Raw genomic sequence first — 21,606 nt, forward strand, 5'->3', positions numbered from 1 at the left:
CTTCGCAGCTTGCCGTGCCTCGGTCATGTTTTCGCATCGACGCCTGACACTGGTGAGCAGCACAGGCTGGTCTAGACTGCCTTGTACGCCGCGACCTGGCGAGCCCGCCACAGGCCCAGGTCACTCGACCAATCGGAGCAAGGATGCTCGATATGACGCGCTGGATCGCTCTGCTGCTGTTGCCCCTCACCGCCCAGGCGACCGTCTGTCCCGACTGGCCCGCCAGTCGCGCCAAGTCCGAACTCACCGCGCTCGGTCAGCAGATCGCCGCGTGGGATGACGCCTACCACAATCACGGCCGCTCGCTGGTGGCCGACGAACTCTACGACCAGGCACGCGAGCGTCTGCAAGGATGGCAGCAGTGCTTTCCCGACGCGCTCAAGCGCTTGCCCGAACCGCTGGCAGGCAGCACCGGCAAGCTCACTCATCCCGTGCCACAGACCGGCCTGCGCAAGCTGAACGATGACGCGGTGGCGCAATGGATGGCTGAGCGTGATGACCTGTGGATTCAGCCCAAGGTCGATGGTGTCGCGGTCACCCTGGTCTATCGCGACGGCGTGCTGCAGCAAGCCATCAGCCGCGGCGATGGACACCACGGGCAAGACTGGACAGCCCGAGCCAGGCAGCTGACGGCCATCCCTACGCACCTGAAACAGCCACGCGATGCCGTACTGCAGGGCGAACTCTACTGGCGCCTGGACGGCCACGTACAAAGCCGCGACGGTGGTGCAGGCGCCCGCGGCAAGGCGGCAGGCCTGATGGCGCGGCAGACGCTCGACCCGCAACAGGTCGACGCCATTGGCCTGTTCGTCTGGGACTGGCCGGACGGCCCGGAGTCGATGCCTGAGCGCCTGCAAGCCCTGCACGAACTGGGTTTCAGCGACAGCCTGCGCTACACCCAGCCACTGCAAGATGCAGGGGACGCCCGCCGCTGGCGCCAAGGCTGGTTCGATCAGGCGCAGCCGTTCGCCAGCGACGGCGTGGTTCTGCGTCAGGGTAAGCGGCCACCGGGGCAGCGCTGGCAAGCCGAAGCACCGCGCTGGGCAATTGCCTGGAAGTATCCGGCCAGCCAGGCACTGGCCGTGGTGCAGGCGGTGGATTTCAATATCGGCCGCAGCGGACGCATCACACCAGTATTGCGCCTACAGCCGGTCGACCTCGACGAGCGCCGCATCAGCCGCGTCGCGCTCGGCTCGCTGCAAACCTGGGAAAAGCTGGATATACGCCCCGGCGATCAGGTGGCGATACGCCTGGCCGGCCTGACCATTCCACGCCTCGACCAGGTGATCTGGCGCAGCCCGCAACGCGCCACCGTACAAGCGCCCGACCCCGCCCGGTATCACGCCCTGAGCTGCTGGCGGCTCAGCAGCGAATGCCAGCAACAGTTCCATGCACGGCTGAGCTGGCTCGCCGGCAAGCAGGGCCTGAACCTGCCCGGCGTCGGCCCCGGCACCTGGAACGCACTGCTGGCGGGCGAACGCCTGCACGGCCTGCTCGATTGGCTGGAGCTCGACAACGAGCAGTTACAACAGCTACCGGGCGTCGGCAGCCGGCGCGCCAGCCAGTTGCAGCACGCCTTCGCCCAGGCTCAGCAGCGTTCGCTGCAGCAATGGCTAAAGGCCCTCGGCGTCCCGCCGGGCCTCAACCTGGGCGCGGATGATGACTGGGCCACACTACAGGCGCGTAGCCACGCCGACTGGCTGCGCCAACCGGGAGTAAGCCGCCAGAACGCCGAGCGCCTGCTGGCGTTCTTCAGCCACCCGGAGGTCCGGCGCCTGGGCTCACAACTGCAGCGCGCCGGGGTCGAGGGATTCCAAAGCCTGGAAAATCCGCCTCATAGCTGACTCGGATCAGTAGATGCGGCGCTCGGGTCGAACCTCGCGCAGTAACCGGGGTCACTTCGAATAGACATTCAGGAGGAGAGATCATGATTCGTCAAACCGCCTTGCTCGGCCTGCTACTGGCCGCCAATCTCAACGCCACGCCCATCCTCGCTGCGGAAGCCGACGGTGGCTGCGCAGCCAAGCGCCAGGTCATCGAGGAGAAGATCGAAGCCGCGCGCAAGCACGGCAACTCGCAGCAACTGGATGGCCTGCAAAGGGCGCTGGGCAATGTGGAAATAAATTGCGATGACGCCACCCTGCACAGTGATCGCCTCGCCAGCGTCGAAGAGGCCCGCCAGGAAGTCCAGGAGCGCGAGATGGACCTGCGCGAAGCGCTAGGCAAAGGCGATCAGGACAAGATCGCCAAGCGTCAGGCCAAGCTGGCTGAGGCGCGCGCTGAGTTGGAACAGGCCGAGGCCGAAGCGCGCGCCGATCAGTAAGCGCGAAACGCCTTGTGGCAGGCCTCGCAACTGTCCTCGACGGCCTGCACCGCCGGCTCCAGTTCGGCGCGACGTAACGGCGGCGCCGTCGTCGCCTGCACCAGTGCAGCAGTGGCCTGCTCCAGATCGCGGGCCATTTTCTGGAACTGCTCCTGGCGCTCCCACACATCAGGATTGGCCTTGCTGCGTTCGTCATCACGAACCTGCGGAAAATGCTGCCAGGGCTCGTGCGATAGTCGCTCCAGCTTGGCGGCGCCAGCGATGAAACCGGCTTCGTCGTAGGGAATGCGGCCACGCAGCATGCCGCCGAGGTCTTCGCTGACCTTGAGCATCTCCTTGAACGCCGCCTGGCGCTTGCCCAGCGGCGAATTGGGATCGACCCCACCACAGGCGGCCAGAGCCAAGCAGACGCAGGTGAGCAGGAGAATTTTCTTCGGGGTCATCGACACGACTTCCGGGCGACAAGGGGCCGCCAGTATCGCGGCTCATCCTGGCCTGGCCAAGCGACCTCTTGTCACAACTGCTGCCGTTTGTGTGCATTGGTCAGCCTGGGTTCAGGTACGGAAGCGCCCCAATTGGCTGTTGAGCTGCTGCACCTCGCCCTGAATCTGCGCACTGACCTGCACCACGCTCTCGGTCTCACCCTGGCTGCGCTCGGCCAGACTGGAGATATGCGTTACCCGCTGGTCGATTTCCTGCGCCACCTGACTCTGCTGTTCTGCGGCCGTGGCGATCTGCGCGTTCAGGGCATTGATGCCATCCACCGCGCCGACGATGGTCTCCAGCGCCTCACTGGCCTGACGAATGTGCTGGAGGTTGCCATCGGCCAGGGTCGCACTGCGCTGCATCGCCAGAACCGCATCGCGCGCACCGCCCTGCAAACGCTGGATGATCGCCTGAATTTCACCAGTGGACTGCTGGGTGCGACTGGCCAGGGTTCGCACCTCGTCAGCGACTACGGCGAAGCCACGTCCTGCCTCACCGGCGCGCGCTGCCTCGATGGCCGCGTTGAGCGCCAGCAGATTGGTCTGTTCAGCGATACCGGTGATCACTTCGAGCACCTTGCCGACACCACCGGTTTCGGCCTCCAGGCGCTGTACCTGCTCGCCACTGCGCTGCAGTTGCTCCACCAGCTCGGCGATCTGCGCCGCACTGCGCTGCACCACCTGTTTACCACTCTGCGCACAATCATCGGCACTGCGTGCCGATTCGGCGGCATGTGCAGCATGACGCGCCACCTCGGCCACAGTGGCACTCATCTCGTTCATTGCGGTGGCGACCTGGTCGAGATCCTCGTACTGACGCCGTACGCCATCGCCTGCCGAGTGCGCGGCGCCGACCACACTGCTGACATGCACCCCGGTACGCTCGCCGCTGCGTTTGACCTCCGCCAACAAGCCACGCACCTGCTCTTGCATGCGGTTGTAACCAGCGAAGATACGGCCGATCTCGTTGTCACCCTGCCGACCTTCCAGGCTGCGCGTGAAGTCGCCGGAACCAACCCGAGTCAGCGCGCCCTCCACCGCATTGAGGTTGTGCATCAGCGGACGCAGACCGAACTGACGGCCCAGCACCACCAGCGCCAGAATGCCCAGCACGCAACCGAACGCCAGCCACATCTGGCGACGCTGGCTGCCTTCAGCGTGCGCGGCCATCAAGCCGACAGCCTGGTTCATTTCGCGCAGCAGCTCGACCGACTGCTGCTCCAGAGTCTTGAGATCGACCGCCGCATCGCCCGCGACCACACGCTGCAGCTGCGTACGAAAGCCCTGCCAGAGACCGCCGACCTTGTTCATCTGCGCCTGCACGCTGGGCTCGGCGATAGCGCTTATATTGCGCGCCGCATTGCCACTCAGCAGATCGCGATGGGCGGCATCGAACTGCGCCATGGTGGCTTCCAGAGTCGCCGCAGGCAGCACGCCCTCGCGTAGCAGCAGCGCCTCCTTGGTCATCTTCTGGCTGAGCATGCGCTGCGCGCCAGCGACATTGATGGTCTCCGGCGATACCGACATGCTCAGATACAGCGCCACCGAGGCGACCACCGCGAGTAGGAACATCAGCGCGTAGGAAAACAGAAATTGCTGGTTTAGCGTGCGCAGGCCGATGGCACAGAGCAAGCGGTCGAAAAAGGTGGTGGCGGACATGAGAGGCTCCCTGGCAGACGGCGGGAAACCCCGCCAAATAATCGGGAGCAAGCAAGAACGTGGCCAGCGGCCAGCCGCCCTACAGGCTGATAGATCGCACAAAACGCACCGGAATGATGCAGCGACTGATTGGTCACGCGCCTTTTCAGCCCATATTCAATAGTCAGCTGCAGACGCCGGCTAGGCGGACACCACGAACAACGCCGCGATCAGCCCCATCCCGGCGAACCACACCAGTGAGCGCAATGGTCCCCAGTCGGCCAGGTAGCAGATGAAATACAGCACCCGGCTGACGATGAAGGCCATGGCCAACTGGTCGAGCAGCGCCTGTCCGGCGCCGCCGGCCTGGTGCGCGATGATCACCGCCGCGGCGAATGCCGGCGTAACTTCGAAACCATTGAGCTGGGCGTTGTTGGCTCGTTTGCGCCAGCCCTCCAGCGTGCCCAGAAAGGCGCGCGGGTCCTGATTGGCGCGCGGCCCATAACCGGGCCCGAGAAACTTGGCGGTAGCGGTGCTCAGGTAGGGCAGGAAAATGGCGATCAGTACGCACCAGTAAGCGAGTGTCATGGCGTGGTTTCACTGCTGAGAAAGGAAAACCAAGCCTGCGCGAGTGACTTCCGCACGTCCATGACTGCAGCCACTGATGATGCCGGCGCTTCGGCCAAGTCTGCGGCCATCCGCGCCAGCTCGATTCAGTCCTGAACGCGATCTTTGGCGTAGGTGATCGCGGTCTTGCCGTGCGCTGCTGGCAAACCGTCCTCGCCGAGGTTGACGAACACCAGCTTGTCGATGGTCAGGATGCTCTTGTGGGTCACCTTGTTACGCACTTCGCAACGCAGGGTGATGGAGGTGCGACCGAAGTCGGTGGCAGTGATGCCCAGTTCGATGATGTCGCTCTGCCGCGCCGAACTGACGAAGTTGATCTCGGAAATGAATTTGGTCACCACGCGCTGATTGTCGAGCTGGACGATGGCGTAGATCGCCGCCTCTTCATCGATCCATTTCAACAGGCTGCCGCCGAACAGGGTGCCGTTGGGATTGAGGTCTTCGGGCTTGATCCACTTGCGGGTGTGGAAGTTCATGGCGTGTCCTCCGTGCCAGATGGTGCCCAATGATGCGCCGACAGCGCTGCGCTTGTCGTGGCATGGCCGCCTATGGCGCTCATAGCCGGGCAAAAGCGACGGAAAGCCTTGGGCTGCGCTGCGCACACGGCTATAATTTGCCGGCTTCACGCAACCGGCACCGCTCCGGTTGCGCCCGCCACCTGTCCGAGGGGCGCTGCAGCAGCCTGAAAGATCTGTTTCGAATCCCCAAGCCCGCATTCCAGCAATGCATCGCGGCAGATTCGAATCAGCCTTCCAGACTGTCAGGCTCGGATGGGGCGTTAACCATACGCATCAACGGCGCCCATTCGCAGACAACGAATGGAGTGCTATTGCATGTCTTTCAATGATTTCAAAGTCGCCGATATTTCCCTGGCCGATTGGGGCCGCAAAGAGCTGATCATCGCCGAATCCGAAATGCCGGCACTGATGGGCCTGCGCCGCAAGTACGCCGCCAGCCAACCGCTGAAAGGCGCGAAGATCCTCGGCTGCATCCACATGACCATCCAGACCGGCGTGCTGATCGAGACGCTGACCGCCCTGGGCGCCGAAGTGCGCTGGTCCTCGTGCAACATCTTCTCCACCCAGGATCAGGCCGCTGCCGCCATCGCCGCCGCCGGCATCCCGGTGTTCGCCTGGAAGGGCGAAACCGAAGAAGAGTACGAGTGGTGCATCGAGCAGACCATCCTCAAGGACGGTCAGCCGTGGGATGCCAACATGGTGCTCGACGACGGCGGTGACCTGACCGAGATCCTGCACAAGAAATACCCGCAGATGCTCGAGCGCATCCACGGCGTTACCGAAGAGACCACCACCGGTGTGCACCGCCTGCTCGACATGCTCAAGGCCGGCACCCTGAAAGTCCCGGCGATCAACGTCAACGACGCGGTGACCAAGAGCAAGAACGACAACAAGTACGGTTGCCGCCACAGCCTCAACGACGCCATCAAGCGCGGCACCGACCACCTGCTGTCGGGCAAGCAGGCGCTGGTCATCGGCTACGGTGACGTGGGCAAGGGCTCGGCCCAGTCGCTGCGTCAGGAAGGCATGATCGTCAAGGTTTCCGAAGTCGACCCGATCTGCGCCATGCAGGCCTGCATGGACGGCTTCGAACTGGTTTCCCCGTACAAGAACGGCATCAATGACGGCACCGAAGCGAGCGTCGACGCCGCACTGCTGGGCAAGATCGACCTGATCGTCACCACCACCGGTAACGTCAACGTCTGCGACGCCGGCATGCTCAAGGCCCTGAAGAAGCGCGCCGTGGTGTGCAACATCGGTCACTTCGACAACGAGATCGACACCGCCTTCATGCGCAAGAACTGGGCGTGGGAAGAGGTCAAACCGCAGGTGCACAAGATTCACCGCACCGGCGCCGGCAGCTTCGATCCGACCAACGACGACTACTTGATCCTGCTGGCCGAAGGCCGTCTGGTGAACCTGGGCAACGCCACTGGCCATCCGAGCCGCATCATGGACGGCTCCTTCGCCAACCAGGTGCTGGCGCAGATCTTCCTGTTCGAGCAGAAGTTCGCTGATCTGTCCGCAGAGAAGAAGGCCGAGCGCCTGACCGTCGAAGTGCTGCCGAAGAAGCTCGACGAAGAAGTCGCCCTGGAAATGGTCAAGGGCTTCGGCGGCGTGGTCACCCAGCTGACCAAGCAGCAGGCCGAGTACATCGGCGTGACCGTGGAAGGCCCGTTCAAGCCGGACGCTTACCGCTACTGATGCGAAGGGTGGACAAGTCCATGGCTTGTCCACCGTAGATCTCCCGCATGGTGGATGGAAAAAACGTCATCCACCTTACGTCTCCAAGGCTAGAAATCCTATGAGCCAAGAACGCCGTTACAGCTTCGAGTTCTTCCCCACCAAGACCGAAGCCGGGCATGAAAAACTGATGGAAGTGGCGCGCCAACTGGCGACCTACAACCCCGACTTCTTCTCCTGCACCTATGGTGCCGGCGGCTCGACCCGCGACCGCACCGTCAATACCGTGCTGCAACTCGACGGCGACGTGAAGGTGCCTACCGCACCGCACCTGTCCTGCGTCGGCGACAGCAAGGCCGAGCTGCGCGAGCTGCTCAACCTGTACAAGAACGCCGGTATCAAACGCATCGTCGCCCTGCGCGGTGACCTGCCGTCAGGTATGGGCATGGCCAGTGGCGAGCTGCGCTACGCCAACGAACTGGTCGAGTTCATCCGCACCGAGACGGGCGATCACTTCCACATCGAAATTGCCGCCTACCCGGAAATGCATCCGCAGGCGCGCAACTTCGAGGACGATATCGCCAACTTCGTGCGCAAGGCCAAGGCCGGCGCCGATAGCGCCATCACCCAGTATTTCTTCAACGCCGACAGCTACTTCTACTTCGTCGAGCGTGTGCAGAAACTGGGCGTGGACATTCCAGTGGTGCCCGGCATCATGCCGATCACCAACTACAGCAAGCTGGCGCGCTTCTCCGACGCCTGCGGCGCTGAAATCCCACGCTGGGTTCGCAAGCAGCTGGAAGCCTACGGCGACGATGCCGACAGCATTCGCGTCTTCGGCGAACAAGTCATCACCGAAATGTGCGAACGCCTGCTGCAAGGCGGCGCGCCCGGTCTGCACTTCTATAGCATGAACCTGGCGGGCCCCAGCCTGGCCATCTGGAACAATCTCGACCTCAAACGCTGATGGGCAGGGAGCCGTACAGCGGCTCCCACGCTCAAGGATGAGCCCTATGACAATCAAGCGCCTCTTCCCCTTCGCCTTGCTCGCCGGCCTGCACACGCCCGCTGCACTGGCCAGTTCCGACATGACCTGCACACCGAGCTGGAAGCTGATTTCCGACCAGCTCTCGGCGTGCAACAACCTGGCCTTTCTCAGCCCCGGCAACGACAGCCGCGTCAACCTGCAGCTGCTGCTCGACGACGCCGGCCACCTGAAACTGACGCGCGAACCACTGGTACTCGAAGGCTACGAATACGGCTACGGCCTGGTGCCCTTCAGCCTCGGCATGCTCGACCCAAGCCGCGCCCGTAGCGAAGCGACCGAGACGGACGAGCAAACCGCCGATCCGGACGTGGCGTACCTTACCCAGGCCCTGCAGCGCCTGGGCGTCGACAGCGACGCGGATGCTTTCGCCGTGCACCATTTCGCCGAAGGCGAGGGCAATCGCTGCCGCAGCAACGACCTTCATGCCATGCGCGGCTTCGTCGATGCGCTCAGCTCCACGCCAGAGCTGGCCGCGAGCGAGGCACAGGCGCTGGCCCGTTCGCGGCGTAGCCTGCTGAGCCTGTGCGGCGAGGGCGATCCGCAAACGCAGGACATCCTGCCGCAAGCGACGCAACTGCAGTCGCCCGCTGCCCAGGCCTTCGGGGACTACCTGCGCGGCGCTGACGCGTTCTATCGCGGCGACTTCGACCAGGCGCGTGAACGTTTCGCCGAACTCGCGGACAACGAACAGCCCTGGCTAAGCGAAACCGCCCAGTACCTGCTCGGCCGTGTTGCACTGAACCAGGCGCAACTAAACGCCTTCGATGAGTACGGTTTCTTCAGCCCGGAGCAGGTAGATAAGTCCAACCTCGACGCCAGCGCGAAGGCCTTCGAGCAGTACCTGGAGAACTATCCGCAGGGGCTCTACAGCGATTCGGCACGTGGTCTGCAACGCCGCGTGTACTGGCTGGCAGGCGACACCCGGCGGTTTGCCGAAGCCTTTGCCCGGCAATTCCAGCGAGGCGCGCAACAGGTCGATATGCCCGCGCTGATCGAGGAACTGGACGGTAAACTGCTGCCCAGCCTCGCCCCGGATGCCATCGACGACCCACTGCTGCTGGCCATGGTCGATCTGATTCAGCTGCGCGCCCCCGGCAGCAACAGCCAGCCGCGCCTCAGCCTCGAGCAATTGCAGGCACAGCAACCGCGCCTCGCCAATCAGCCCGGCCTGCACGCCTACCTGGTCGCTGCCTGGCACTTCTACCGCGGCGACGATGCCGAGCAGGCTCTCGCCGCCCTGCCGGATACCGATGCTGGGCCACTGAACGCCCTCGCCTTCAGCCAGGAAACGCTGCGCGGCCTAGCACTGGAAGCCAAGGGCGAGACGACCCAGGCACTGCAGCACTGGCAGGCGCTACTGGCACGCAGCCAAGACCCACTGCAGCAGGCCCAGCTGCAACTGGCGCTGGCCTTGAACTACGAGCGCAGTGGCGAACGGGAAAAGGTGTTCGCCGCTGATTCGCCGATCACCACCGCGCCGATCCGCGAACGCCTGCTGGCCTATGGCGCCGGCCCCGAGCTACTGCGCCAGCAAGCTGGCGGCGAACAGGCACCTGCAAGCGAGCGGGCAACTGCGCTGTATACCCTGCTCTACCGTGACCTGGATTACGGCCACTACGCCGACTTTCTCAGCGATTTCGCGCAATACCCTTACAAGCCGGAACAGCCTGCGCAGCGCCTCGATCCAGGCCTGTTTGCCTGGGCCGGCGGCAGCGATGCCGGCTACGCCTGCCCGAGCCTGGCCAAGATCGCCGAACGCCTCGCCGCCAATGCCGAGGACGCCCAGGGCATGTTGTGCCTGGGCGATTTCATCCGCGTACACGGCCTCGACGAACACTGGCTGAACCACCCACCGGCCGCCGGCGAGCTGGGCAGCGCGCCAAGTCAGTTCCAGGGCAGCTCCTTTTCCCGCCTGGCCGCCTATCGGATGTTGCTGGATGCGCCGCAGGTCAGCCGCGAGGACAAGGCCTACGCCCTGCTCCGCGCAATCAACTGCTATGCGCCCAGCGGCTACAACAGCTGCGACGACCAGGACATCAGCAAGGATCAGCGCAAGCAGTGGTTCCAGACTCTCAAGCGTAGCTACGCGGACACCCAGTGGGCACAGCGACTCAAGTACTACTGGTAGGCCTGCTCCTGCTCCTGCTGGCAGCCGGCCTGCCGGTGCAGGCCGCGCGCGTCGACGCCAGCGAGCATCAGGCCTTCTGGCTGTGGGCCGGCGTGACGCCACAGCCGGTACTGGCCCAAGCCCGCACCCTGTACGTGCTGCAGGGGCAGATCGATGGTCCGCGCCGCGCTGGCGATCCACCAGCGCGGATGCAGGCACAGAACCCAGCCACGCCCAGGCTGTCGAAGGATATCGAGCTCTGGGTGGTGTATCGCGCGCATACCCTGGACTGGAACGAGGAAGTGTTCGCCCTGCTGCTGAGCCAATTGCAGCGCTGGCAGCGTTCCGGCAACCGGGTCAGCGGGGTGCAGATCGACTTCGATGCACAAACGCTGCGCCTGGATCGCTACGCCGCCTTCCTCGAAGACCTGCGCCAGCGCCTGCCGCAGCAGTACCGCCTGAGTATCACAGGCCTGCTCGACTGGGCCGGTAATGCCGACCCGGCGGCGCTCAACCGCCTCGCCGGGGTGGTCGATGAAGTGGTTATGCAGACTTACCAGGGCCGCCACAGCATCGCTGACTACCAGCGCTACCTGCCGAGCATCGCGCGGCTGCAGTTGCCGTTTCGCATCGGCCTGATACAAAACGGCGAATGGCAGGCGCCGGATTACCTGCAAAGCAGCCCCTGGTTCCGCGGCTATGTGGTATTTCTGCTGAACCCGAGCGCACCCATAACCGACACACCAGCCGCCAGACGCTGACCGCCAGCCACCGACGACCGCAACAGACACTGCGACAACCTATTCGAACGCCTCCGCGCCGGCCTTTGGCGCGAGCTTGCCACCAGGACCACTCTTCATGCTCAAACGCTCCACAATCAACGCCTCCGTCAGCCCCAAGGGCAGCCTGGAAACCCTTTCCCAGCGCGAAGTGCAGCAACTGCGCGAAACCGGCTCCGGCAGCGTTTACCGCCTGTTCCGCCAGTGCGCCCTGGCGATCCTCAATACCGGTTCGCACAGCGACAACGCCAAGACCATCCTCGAAGCCTACCCGGACTTCGAAGTGAAGATTCACCAGCAGGATCGCGGCATTCGCCTGGAGCTGATCAACGCGCCGGCCGATGCCTTCGTCGATGGCGAAATGATCGCCAGCACCCGCGAGATGCTGTTCAGCGCGCTGCGCGACATCGTCTTCACGCAAAGCGAGCTGGAGCACAAGCGCATCGATCTGGACAGTTCCGAAGGCATCACTGATTACGTCTTCCACCTGCTGCGTAACGCCCAGGCCCTGCGCAGCGGCGTCGAACCGAAGATGGTGGTGTGCTGGGGTGGCCACTCGATCAGCACCGAGGAATACAAGTACACCAAGAAGGTCGGTCACGAGCTCGGCCTGCGCGGCCTGGACATCTGCACCGGCTGTGGCCCCGGTGTGATGAAGGGACCGATGAAGGGTGCCACCATCAGTCACGCCAAACAGCGCAACCTCAAGGGCCGCTACCTGGGCCTGACCGAGCCAGGCATCATCGCCGCCGAAGCGCCGAACCCGATCGTCAATGAACTGGTGATCCTGCCGGACATCGAGAAGCGCCTGGAGGCCTTCGTTCGCGTCGGCCACGGCATCATCATCTTCCCGGGCGGCGCCGGCACGGCCGAAGAGTTCCTCTACCTGCTGGGCATCCTCACCCACCCGGACAACCAGAACCTGCCGTTCCCGGTCATTCTCACCGGGCCGAAGAGCGCCGGACCGTACCTGCAGCAGCTGCATGACTTCATCGGTGCGACGCTCGGCGAGGCGGCGCAGCAGCGCTACCGGATGATCGTCAACGACCCGGCCGAAGTCGCCCGTGAGATGGCCGTTGGCATCAAGGCCGTGCGCCAGTTCCGCCGCGAGCGCAACGACGCCTTCCACTTCAACTGGCTGCTGAAGATCGACGAAAGCTTCCAGCACCCGTTCGAGCCGACTCACAAAGCCATGGCCAGCCTCAACCTGACCCGCGAGCAGCCATTGCACCATCTGGCTGCCAACCTGCGCCGCGCCTTCTCCGGCATCGTCGCGGGCAACGTCAAGGAGAATGGCATTCGCCTGATCGAGGAGCACGGCCCCTACGAGATTCGTGGCGACGCCAGCATCATGCGCCCGCTGGATCGCCTGCTGCAGGCCTTCGTCGAACAGCACCGCATGAAGCTGCCAGGTGGTAGTGCCTATGAGCCCTGCTATCGGGTCGTCGACTAAAGGCGCGCATCGCGCACTTTAACGGCAAGCGCAAAATCGATAATCTGGCGTGATGCCATTATTCCAGCGCCAAATTATCGCCGCCCTACTACTTTGCTGCCTCGCCTTCGCCGCTCGCGGCGAGACGTTGCGCCTGGTCACGGATGCATGGGCACCTTACGTCTACGCAGAGGACGGCCAAGTTACCGGCCTCGACTACGACGTCAGCCGCGAGGTACTGCGCCGCCTGGGCATCGACCTGGAGCTGGAGTTCTTGCCCTGGAAGCGCTGCCTGTTGGCGCTTGAGCAGGGACATGCCGACGGAATTCTGGGCATCTTCCACCTGCCCGAGCGCGAGGCGAGCATGCTCTTTGTCGAGGAACCCCTCAGCGAAGTGGAGTTGGTGCTGTTCTACGCTCGCAATCGCCCCTATCCCTATCGCCGACTGGAAGACCTGCGTGATCTGGTGATCGGCATCTCGCCGGGCTACTGGTACAACGACGAGGCGTTCCGTACCTCGACCCTGTTCAGCCGCGAGGAAGCGCCAACTCACGAGGCCAATCTGGGCAAGTTGATCCGCCATCGCGTCGATCTGGTGGTCAATGATCGTCGCGCCGGGCGCTATCTGAGTGCGCAGCTGGGCTTGCTGGATCGGGTCGACTACAACCGCAAGGCGCTCGGCCACGACCGCATGTACCTGGCGCTGCGCCACGATCCCAAGCTGGCGCAGCTGGCCGAGAACTTCGCTGCCGAGCTGCGCCGCTTCAAACGTGAGCCCGCCTACGCCGAGCTACAGCAGCACTACGCCAACCCTCGAGATACCAAGCCGTGAACCAACCGACAGGCTGATAGCTGCGCATACGCTCAGCTCTGTTATACTCGGGACTTCCCGCCAGGCTTGCGCCCGGATGCTAGCTCCCAGAAGCCAGCAGTACCGGACGGGATCATGCGCCCCACGCGTGATTCAAGCCAGGCTCTACACCCCCAGGGCCACGCCCTCACTTAGTACAGGATTGCTCATGTCCTTTGCCTCCCTCGGTCTCTCCGAGGCTCTAGTCCGTGCGGTCGAGTCCGCCGGCTACACCCAGCCCACTCCGGTGCAACAGCGGGCCATTCCCGCCGTGTTGCAAGGTCGCGATCTCATGGTGGCGGCCCAGACGGGTACAGGTAAGACGGGCGGTTTCGCCCTGCCGATCCTCGAACGCCTATTTCCGGGCGGTCATCCGGATCGCGAACAACGTCACGGCCCAAAACAACCGCGCGTGCTGGTACTGACCCCCACTCGCGAACTGGCCGCCCAGGTGCATGACAGCTTCAAGGTCTATGCCCGCGATTTGAAATTCATCAGCGCCTGCATTTTCGGCGGCGTTGGCATGAACCCGCAGGTTCAAGCCCTGGCCAAGGGTGTCGACGTCCTCGTTGCCTGCCCGGGTCGCCTGCTCGACCTGGCCAACCAGAAGGCCATCGACCTGTCGCACGTTGAAATCCTCGTGCTCGACGAAGCCGACCGCATGCTCGACATGGGCTTCATCCATGACGTCAAGAAGGTGTTGGCCAAGCTGCCGACACAGCGTCAGAACCTGCTGTTCTCGGCGACCTTCTCCAAGGACATCACCGACCTAGCCGGCAAGCTGCTGCACAACCCCGAGCGCATCGAGGTCACGCCGCCGAACACCACGGTCGAGCGTATCGAACAACGCGTCTTTCATCTCGCCGCCAGCCACAAGCGCGCCCTGCTCGCCCACCTGATCACTCAGGGTGCCTGGGAACAGGTACTGGTGTTCACCCGCACCAAGCATGGCGCCAACCGCCTGGCCGAGTACCTGGAAAAACACGGGCTGCCGGCTGCCGCGATTCACGGCAACAAGAGCCAGAACGCGCGCACCAAGGCCCTGGCCGACTTCAAGGCGAACAAGGTACGCATCCTGGTCGCCACCGATATCGCCGCACGTGGCCTGGATATCGACCAACTGCCCCACGTGGTCAACTTCGAGTTGCCCAACGTCGAGGAAGATTACGTTCACCGCATCGGCCGTACTGGCCGTGCCGGGCGCAGTGGTGAAGCCATCTCGCTGGTCGCTCCGGACGAAGAGAAGCTGCTGAAAAGCATCGAGCGGATGACCAAGCAGAAGATCCCCGATGGCGATCTGATGGGTTTCGACGCCAGCGCCGTGGAAGCGGAGCGCCCGGAAGTGCGCGAACCACGTCAACCGCGCAACGCTGGGCAGAAGAAGCCCAAGAGCGAAGGTGCCGAGAAGCCCAAGGGTGAACGCAACAACGGCGGCCGCAGAGACAAGGGCAAGGACGGCGGCAAGGATCAGAAAGCCAAGCCGCAACAGCAAGGCCAAGGCCAGAACCGCCGTGGCCAGCAACCTCGCAACCAGGCTCGCGGCGCTGCTCCTGCCGCGCCAGCATTGCCGCCTGACCGCGACCCGGAAGAGTTCCTCGACGACGAAATCGACAATTTCGGTAACCGTGCCGACTACGTCCCGGTGCAGGCCAAGCCGCAAGGCCGTGGCCGCCGCTCAGGTGGCGGAACTGCCGGCAATGGCGCCGCTCAGGGCCAAGGCCAGAAAGCCAACAGCAACAACCGGCAGCCGCGTAGCAACGCTGGTGGCAGCCCTGGTACTCCCGGCAAGAATCGTCGCCAAGGTGGCCAGGGCGGTCAGGGCCGTAACGGCGGCGGTCGTGGCCGGCCGGGGCATGATGGTCGTATCACCTCGCTGGATCGCGACGAACTGCCACGCGCCGAAGCGGCCGTGCGCAACCCGCGCGAAAAGCAGCCAATCATCGTGCACAAAGGTTCGCGCCTGGATCGTTTCCCCAGCGCCGAACAACTCGACGAGCTGAGCAACAGCAACCGTCCGCGTGGCGAAAAACCAGCACTGCTGACGCGTAACCGCGAAGAGTAAGCTGCCGCGCAAACAAAAACGCCGCCCACTGGGCGGCGTTTTTCATGGTGCGCTGGCTTGTCCGTTGCGTAGGGTGCGCCATGCGCACCGCTGACCCGCCTCGCCCTTTCTATTACTGGCGAACACCTTCGATCGAAATGATCAGCTCGACGGTTTCCGACGCCGGACCAAGGTCCATGGAAATGTCGAAGTCCTTCAGTTTCAGCGTGGTGGTGCCTTCGAAGCCGGCACGGTAGCCGCCCCACGGGTCCTTGCCTTCGCCGATGAACTTGGCCGCGATGACGACCGGCTTGGTCACGCCGTTCAAGGTCAGGTTGCCGGTCACGTCGGCAGTACCTTCGCCAGTGGACTTGACCGAGGTGGATTCGAAGGTCGCGGTGTCATGCTTGCTCGCATTGAGGAAGTCGGCACTGCGGATGTGCTTGTCACGCTCGGCGTGGTTGGTATCGACGCTGGCGGTCTTCAGGCTGACGCTGACCTTGCTGGCCTCAGGCTTGGCAGCGTCGAAGCTGAACTTGCCGTCGAAATCCTTGAAGGTGCCGTACAGCCAGCTGTAGCCCAGGTGGCTGATCTTGAAGTTGACGAAGGCGTGCTGGCCTTGCTTGTCGATGGCGTAATCGGCCGCCATGGCTTGCCCGCCGATCAGCGCCGAGCCCAGAACCAGTACAGCGAGGGCGTTCTTCAACATGGGGTGTTCTCCTTGCGAGGTTGTCGATCTAGATGGGCATAAGCCCGGTTATGAAAGGCTTCAGCGCCCGAACATCCGCAGCAGGGTGCTGTCGCGGTCGATGAAATGGTGTTTGAACGCGGCCAGGCCATGCAGGCCGGCAAAGATCACCAGGCCCCAGGCCAGGTACTCATGGATGGCGCCGGCGATATCTTCCTGCTGCGGGATGCCGGTCAGGGTGGCCGGTACGCTGAACAGGCCGAACACCTCGATACCACGGCCGTCGGCGGTGGAAATCAGGTAACCGGAAATCATCACGCCAAACAGGCCGAGATAGAGCACGCCATGACCGAGCTTGGAGGCCAGGCGAGTGAGCTGGCTATGGCTGCTCAGGGCCGCTGGCGCCGGATTGAACAGACGCCACAACACACGCAGCAGCATCACCGAGAACAACAGGATACCGATGCTTTTGTGCAGGTCCGGCGCACTCTGGCGCCACGGATCGTAGTAGCTGAGCCCCACCATCCAGAAGCCCAGCGCGAACAGACCGAATACGGCCAGTGCTACCAGCCAGTGCAGCAGCACGCTGACCAATCCATAACGAGCGGGGGTATTGCGCCATTGCATGGGAGGCTTCCCTAATCCAGTTTCCGAGCAAGACTAACGGTTAATATATCGATTTAAAGCGGAAAATTTCGCTATGAAACATCGAGAAATGCGATATCTCATGACAGCCATTTTTGACCGACCGAGTTAGTGTGCAGCGCGTGACGCAAAGTTCGGCAGCCTCCACGCGGACGGTTGATTACGCCTGACCAGCGGCACCGGCAGCGTCTCGAGTACCGCTTCTGGTAGGCTGGCCGCCCGCACACAGGGAGATATCTCATGAGCCTGAATGACCACTGGATGCAACGCGATCTTGACGTGTTGTGGCACCCCTGCACCCAGATGAAGGATCACGAGCGCCTGCCGCTGGTGGCGATCCGCAAGGCTTCCGGCGTGTGGCTGGAGGATTTCGACGGCAAGCGCTACCTGGATGCGGTCAGCTCCTGGTGGGTCAATGTGTTCGGCCACGCCAACCCACGCATCAACGCGCGCATCCGCGAGCAGTTGGAAAACCTCGAACACGTGATGCTCGCCGGCTTCACCCACCAGCCGGTTATCGAGTTGTCCGAGCGCCTGGTGCAGATCACCCCGGCCGGACTGAACAAGGTCTTCTACGCCGACAACGGTTCTTCGGGCATCGAAGTGGCGCTGAAGATGAGCTTTCATTACTGGCTCAACAGCGGCGCGCCGGCCAAGAAGCGCTTCGTCACCCTGACCAACAGCTATCACGGCGAAACCGTGGCGGCGATGTCGGTGGGCGATGTGTCGCTGTTCACCGATACCTACAAGGCGCTGCTGCTCGACACGATCAAGGTGCCCAGCCCGGACTGCTACCTGCGCCCAGAAGGCGTGAGCTGGGAGGACCATTCGCGCGTCATGTTCGCCCATATGGAGCAGACACTGGCCGAGCATCACCACGAAGTCGCCGCGGTGATCGTCGAGCCGCTGATCCAGGGCGCCGGCGGCATGCGCATGTACCACCCGATCTACCTCAGGCTGCTGCGCGAGGCATGCGACCGCTATGGCGTGCACCTGATCCACGACGAAATTGCTGTCGGCTTCGGCCGCACCGGTACGATGTTCGCCTGCGAGCAGGCCGCTATCACCCCGGATTTTCTGGTGCTGTCCAAGGCGTTGACCGGCGGCTACCTGCCGATGGCGGCGGTGCTCACCACCGATGAGGTCTATGGCGCCTTCTATGACGACTATGCCACCCTGCGCGCCTTCCTCCACTCGCACACCTACACCGGCAACCCACTGGCCTGCGCCGCAGCCCTGGCGACCCTGGACATCTTCCGCGATGACAACGTGATCGAGCGCAACCAGGCCCTGGCAGCGCGCATGGCCAGCGCCACCGCGCACCTGGTCGATCACCCGCATGTCGCCGAAGTGCGCCAGACCGGCATGGCCCTGGCCATCGAGATGGTCCAGGACAAGGCCAGCAAGGCCGCCTACCCCTGGCAGGAGCGACGCGGCCTGCGCGTCTACCAGCACGCCCTGACGCGGGGTGCGCTGCTGCGCCCACTGGGTAGCGTGGTGTATTTCCTGCCGCCTTACGTGATCACCCCGGAGGAGATCGACTTCCTTGCCGACGTGGCCGGCGAAGGCATCGATATCGCCACCCGCGAGTCGGTCAGCGTGGCAGTGGATAACCGTTTTCCCGATCATCGCGATCCGGGTTGAGCGAGCCACACACGAAGCCCGGTTCACACAACGCGCCCTACGAAAAAAGCTGCGCACCTTCCGTAGGGTGCGCCGCACGCGCCACCGCTTTAAACTTGCCGCCTCGAACTTGCCGCTTGCAGCTGCCCCTTATGCGCCTATCCCGTTTCTTTATCGACGCCCCCCTCTCCCTCGGCCAGCACGAGTTGCCCGAGGCCCAGGCCCACTATATCGGCCGCGTTCTGCGTCATGCAGTGGGCGATGCCGTGCAATTGTTCGACGGCAGCGGCCAGGAGTACCTCGGCGAGCTCATCGAAGTAGGCAAGAAGAACGTACGCGTCGAGCTGCGTGAAGCCATCGCCGGGCTCAGTGAATCCTCCCTGCGCATTCACCTCGGCCAGGGTCTGTCACGCGGTGAACGCATGGACTGGGCGATCCAGAAGGCCACCGAACTGGGCGTCAGCGAGATCACCCCGATCGTCTCGGCGCGCTGCGAAGTCAGACTGAAGGACGAGCGTGCCGACAAGCGCATGACTCACTGGCGTCAGGTGGCAATCAGCGCCTGCGAGCAATGCGGCCGCTCGGTACTGCCGCTGATCAACCCGCCGCTGGAACTGGCCGCCTGGCTACAGCAGATCGAAGCCGACCTGAAGCTGGTGCTGCACCCAGTCGCCGCGCCGCTGCAAAGCCATGACAGGCCAAACAACCTGGCCTTTCTGATCGGCCCGGAAGGCGGTTTGAGCGACGCCGAAGTGGATCAGGCCAGGGACTCCGGCTTCCACGCAGCCCGCCTGGGGCCACGCGTTCTGCGCACGGAAACGGCGCCTGTGGTGGCCCTGAGTGTCGCTCAACAGCTCTGGGGCGACCTCCAGGCGTAAAATGTCGCCTCGACGTAACAAAATGTGACCTCAAGAGATTGCAAGAGCGGCGGTCTTTGTCATGCTCTGCGCGCCGCACGCGCGACCCGCTCACCAGCAACCCGCGCGCGGCCGAGGCCGGCGCCCCGCAGCGTCGTTCCTCTTCCAATAACAAACAACGGGTCTCGGCCCCGCCCAAAAGGCGGCCGCATGCCCAGGAGCATTGCATGAACGAACTGGTCTCGACCCTAAACGGTCTGGTCTGGAGCCCGGCGCTGATCTATCTATGTCTCGGCGTTGGTCTCTACTTCTCCCTGCGCGGCCGCTTTCTCCAGGTTCGCCACTTCAAAGAAATGATTCGCCTGATGTTCACCGGCAAAACCGATGAGCACGGCATCACCTCCTTCCAGGCGCTGACCATGACCCTCGCCGGTCGCGTCGGTACCGGCAACATTGCCGGTGTGGCCACCGCGATCACCTTCGGTGGTCCGGGTGCGGTGTTCTGGATGTGGATGGTGGCCTTCCTCGGTGCCAGCTCGGCATTCGTCGAGTCCACCCTCGGCCAGGTGTACAAGGAAAAGCTCAACGGTGAATACCGTGGTGGCCCGGCCTTCTACATCGAGCGTGGTCTGGGTCTGAAGTGGTACGCCTGGCTGTTCGCCATCGTTACCGTGTTCGCCTGCGGCCTGCTGCTGCCGGGCGTACAGGCCAACTCCATCGCCTCCAGCGTACAGACTGCCTTCGGTGTCGATCCTAACGTGACCGCGGCCGTGCTGGCCGTGCTGATCGGTCTGATCATCTTCGGCGGCGTCAAGCGTATCGCCCACTTCACCCAGGTGGTCGTACCGTTCATGGCGCTGGGCTACATCCTGGTAGCGATGGTCATCATCCTGCTGAACATCGAGAAGCTGCCGGAAGTCATCGCACTGATCGTCAAGAGCGCATTCGGCCTCGAGGCCGGTTTCGGCGCCATCGTCGGCATGGCCATCCAGTGGGGCGTCAAGCGCGGTGTGTACTCCAACGAAGCCGGCCAGGGCACTGGCCCGCACGCTTCGTCGGCCGCCGCTGTCAGCCACCCGGCCAAGCAGGGTCTGGTGCAGGGCTTCTCGGTCTATATCGACACCCTGTTCGTCTGCTCCGCCACCGCCTTCATGCTGCTGATCACCGGCCAGTACAATGTGCAGGCCCCGGACGGCAGCGCGATGTTCACCGGTATCGCTGGCGTCGCTGCAGGTCCGGGCTACGTGCAGACCGCGATGGAGAACATGATGCCCGGCTTCGGTAACGCCTTCGTTGCCATCGCCCTGTTCTTCTTCGCCTTCACCACCATCCTGGCGTACTACTACATCGCCGAGACCAACATTGCCTACATCAACCGTAAGGTGAAGCGCCCCATCCTCACCCTGCTGCTGAAATTCGGCATCATCGCGGCCACTGTCTACGGCACCGTGCACACCGCCACCTTCGCTTGGGATCTGGGTGACCTCGGCGTAGGCCTGATGGCCTGGCTGAACATCATCGCCATCCTGCTCATGCACAAGGTCGCCTACAAGTGCCTGAAGGACTACGAGCAGCAGCTAGACGAGGGCAAGGACCCGGTGTTCCATCCTGAGAAGCTTGGCATCAAGAATGCCGACTACTGGGGCAACAGCACCTCGGAAGACAACCTGACTGCAGAGAAGACCGAAGCGCAGCAACCGCAGCGCTGATAGCTCAACGGCAGTAACGAAAAAGCCCCGGCCAATGCCGGGGCTTTTTCATGCGCGCTCGTCCGCGCGCCAGCCGAATTCAGATCAAACCGGCCTCGGCCAGCAGCTGCTCCAGCGCGACCAGGTCAGGAATACGCACCACATCGTCTCCGACGCGCGCGGCACCCAGTTCCAGCGGCGCCAGCTCGACATCAGCCACCGGCAGATCGCTACCGACCTTAAGCGAGCGTGGAATCCCCTGCACCAGCAGTGCGATGAACTTGACCTTGGGTCGACCACCCAGGGCGTTGATCACCGCTACGCGAGCGCCATTGGCGACCTGTGCCTGGCCACCGCTGGCGGCCTCGAAGGACAGCAGCGGCAAACGCAGGTCACGCCAGGCAATCTGGCCGAGAAACCAGTCAGGGGTGCCTTCGCTGACCTGCGGCGCACGATAGGGAATCAACTCCGCTACCGCCACGTTGGGCAGCAACAGAGTGCGGTCGGCCAATGGCACCAGCAAGCCGGTGAGACCGGCAACGCTGTTCTGGGTGGCGACGGCTTGGCTCATTGA

Annotated in this window: 19 protein-coding genes and 1 riboswitch; of the genes, 12 read left to right on the top strand and 7 right to left on the bottom strand. The window is 63.5% G+C overall.

Annotated features, from left to right (window positions below):
• The first annotated feature begins 152 nt into the window (after window positions 1–152).
• Complete coding sequence (gene ligB / locus BM059_RS03260; protein ID WP_074936682.1) at window positions 153–1,844, top strand: NAD-dependent DNA ligase LigB; 1,692 nt, start codon at window positions 153–155, stop codon at window positions 1,842–1,844.
• An 83-nt stretch (window positions 1,845–1,927) separates the two neighbouring features.
• Window positions 1,928–2,323 carry a DUF1090 domain-containing protein gene (locus BM059_RS03265; protein ID WP_074936684.1) on the top strand — a complete coding sequence of 132 codons (396 nt, stop codon included), beginning with the start codon at window positions 1,928–1,930 and terminating at the stop codon, window positions 2,321–2,323.
• On the opposite strand, the gene BM059_RS03270 is transcribed toward BM059_RS03265, so the two are convergent.
• From BM059_RS03270 to BM059_RS03285, 4 genes are all read right to left on the bottom strand, one after another.
• On the bottom strand, window positions 2,317–2,766 hold the full coding sequence (locus tag BM059_RS03270) for a c-type cytochrome (RefSeq protein ID WP_074936686.1): 450 nt from the start codon (window positions 2,764–2,766) through the stop codon (window positions 2,317–2,319). The two genes, BM059_RS03265 and BM059_RS03270, sit on opposite strands and share 7 nt — an antisense overlap.
• Before the next feature lie 111 nt (window positions 2,767–2,877).
• Window positions 2,878–4,467: a methyl-accepting chemotaxis protein gene (locus BM059_RS03275; protein WP_074936688.1), complete on the bottom strand. Its 1,590-nt coding sequence runs from the start codon at window positions 4,465–4,467 to the stop codon at window positions 2,878–2,880.
• Between the two features lie 180 nt (window positions 4,468–4,647).
• Entirely contained in the window at window positions 4,648–5,034 is a 387-nt protein-coding gene (locus BM059_RS03280) for an MAPEG family protein (RefSeq protein ID WP_074936690.1), read from the bottom strand.
• A 125-nt stretch (window positions 5,035–5,159) separates the two neighbouring features.
• Window positions 5,160–5,549, bottom strand: coding sequence for an acyl-CoA thioesterase (locus BM059_RS03285; protein ID WP_037003798.1), 390 nt, complete (start codon window positions 5,547–5,549; stop codon window positions 5,160–5,162).
• A 182-nt stretch (window positions 5,550–5,731) separates the two neighbouring features.
• A riboswitch (S-adenosyl-L-homocysteine riboswitch) is annotated at window positions 5,732–5,883 on the top strand.
• A 23-nt stretch (window positions 5,884–5,906) separates the two neighbouring features.
• On the opposite strand from BM059_RS03285, the gene ahcY reads away from it, so the two are divergent.
• The 7 genes from ahcY (at window position 5,907) to BM059_RS03320 (ending at window position 15,552) form a co-directional block, all read left to right on the top strand.
• Window positions 5,907–7,295, top strand: coding sequence for an adenosylhomocysteinase (gene ahcY / locus BM059_RS03290; protein WP_074936692.1), 1,389 nt, complete (start codon window positions 5,907–5,909; stop codon window positions 7,293–7,295).
• Between the two features lie 100 nt (window positions 7,296–7,395).
• Entirely contained in the window at window positions 7,396–8,241 is an 846-nt protein-coding gene (gene metF, locus BM059_RS03295) for a methylenetetrahydrofolate reductase [NAD(P)H] (protein WP_074936694.1), read from the top strand.
• Window positions 8,242–8,287: 46 nt separating this feature from the next.
• Window positions 8,288–10,450, top strand: a complete 2,163-nt coding sequence (locus BM059_RS03300; protein ID WP_074936696.1) for a PA5441 family protein — start codon at window positions 8,288–8,290, stop codon at window positions 10,448–10,450.
• A complete protein-coding gene (locus BM059_RS03305) occupies window positions 10,420–11,190 on the top strand; it encodes a DUF3142 domain-containing protein (protein WP_074936698.1) in 771 nt (256 codons plus the stop codon). The genes BM059_RS03300 and BM059_RS03305 overlap by 31 nt, the downstream gene beginning before the upstream one ends.
• A gap of 97 nt (window positions 11,191–11,287) precedes the next feature.
• On the top strand, window positions 11,288–12,661 hold the full coding sequence (ppnN, locus tag BM059_RS03310) for a nucleotide 5'-monophosphate nucleosidase PpnN (protein WP_074936700.1): 1,374 nt from the start codon (window positions 11,288–11,290) through the stop codon (window positions 12,659–12,661).
• 52 nt (window positions 12,662–12,713) lie between these two features.
• A complete protein-coding gene (locus BM059_RS03315; protein ID WP_074936702.1) occupies window positions 12,714–13,472 on the top strand; it encodes a substrate-binding periplasmic protein in 759 nt (252 codons plus the stop codon).
• A 187-nt stretch (window positions 13,473–13,659) separates the two neighbouring features.
• Entirely contained in the window at window positions 13,660–15,552 is a 1,893-nt protein-coding gene (locus BM059_RS03320) for an RNA helicase RhlE2 (protein ID WP_074936704.1), read from the top strand.
• Window positions 15,553–15,664: 112 nt separating this feature from the next.
• Here the strand turns inward: BM059_RS03320 and BM059_RS03325 are convergent, their stop codons facing one another.
• Entirely contained in the window at window positions 15,665–16,240 is a 576-nt protein-coding gene (locus tag BM059_RS03325) for a YceI family protein (protein ID WP_074936706.1), read from the bottom strand.
• Window positions 16,241–16,300: 60 nt separating this feature from the next.
• The gene (locus BM059_RS03330) at window positions 16,301–16,846 is read right to left on the bottom strand and encodes a cytochrome b (RefSeq protein ID WP_074936707.1); all 546 of its coding nucleotides are present in this window, start codon (window positions 16,844–16,846) and stop codon (window positions 16,301–16,303) included.
• 258 nt (window positions 16,847–17,104) lie between these two features.
• Here BM059_RS03330 and BM059_RS03335 point away from each other — a divergent pair, with 258 nt between their 5' ends.
• The 3 genes from BM059_RS03335 (at window position 17,105) to BM059_RS03345 (ending at window position 21,053) form a co-directional block, all read left to right on the top strand.
• Window positions 17,105–18,508: an adenosylmethionine--8-amino-7-oxononanoate transaminase gene (locus BM059_RS03335; RefSeq protein ID WP_037003786.1), complete on the top strand. Its 1,404-nt coding sequence runs from the start codon at window positions 17,105–17,107 to the stop codon at window positions 18,506–18,508.
• Window positions 18,509–18,639: 131 nt separating this feature from the next.
• Window positions 18,640–19,365 carry a 16S rRNA (uracil(1498)-N(3))-methyltransferase gene (locus tag BM059_RS03340; protein WP_037003785.1) on the top strand — a complete coding sequence of 242 codons (726 nt, stop codon included), beginning with the start codon at window positions 18,640–18,642 and terminating at the stop codon, window positions 19,363–19,365.
• A gap of 206 nt (window positions 19,366–19,571) precedes the next feature.
• The gene (locus BM059_RS03345; protein ID WP_074936709.1) at window positions 19,572–21,053 is read left to right on the top strand and encodes an alanine/glycine:cation symporter family protein; all 1,482 of its coding nucleotides are present in this window, start codon (window positions 19,572–19,574) and stop codon (window positions 21,051–21,053) included.
• 79 nt (window positions 21,054–21,132) lie between these two features.
• Here the strand turns inward: BM059_RS03345 and BM059_RS03350 are convergent, their stop codons facing one another.
• Entirely contained in the window at window positions 21,133–21,603 is a 471-nt protein-coding gene (locus BM059_RS03350; RefSeq protein WP_074936710.1) for a chemotaxis protein CheW, read from the bottom strand.
• Window positions 21,604–21,606: the final 3 nt, after the last annotated feature.

The organism is Ectopseudomonas composti, from assembly GCF_900115475.1.
GTDB lineage: Bacteria > Pseudomonadota > Gammaproteobacteria > Pseudomonadales > Pseudomonadaceae > Aquipseudomonas > Aquipseudomonas composti.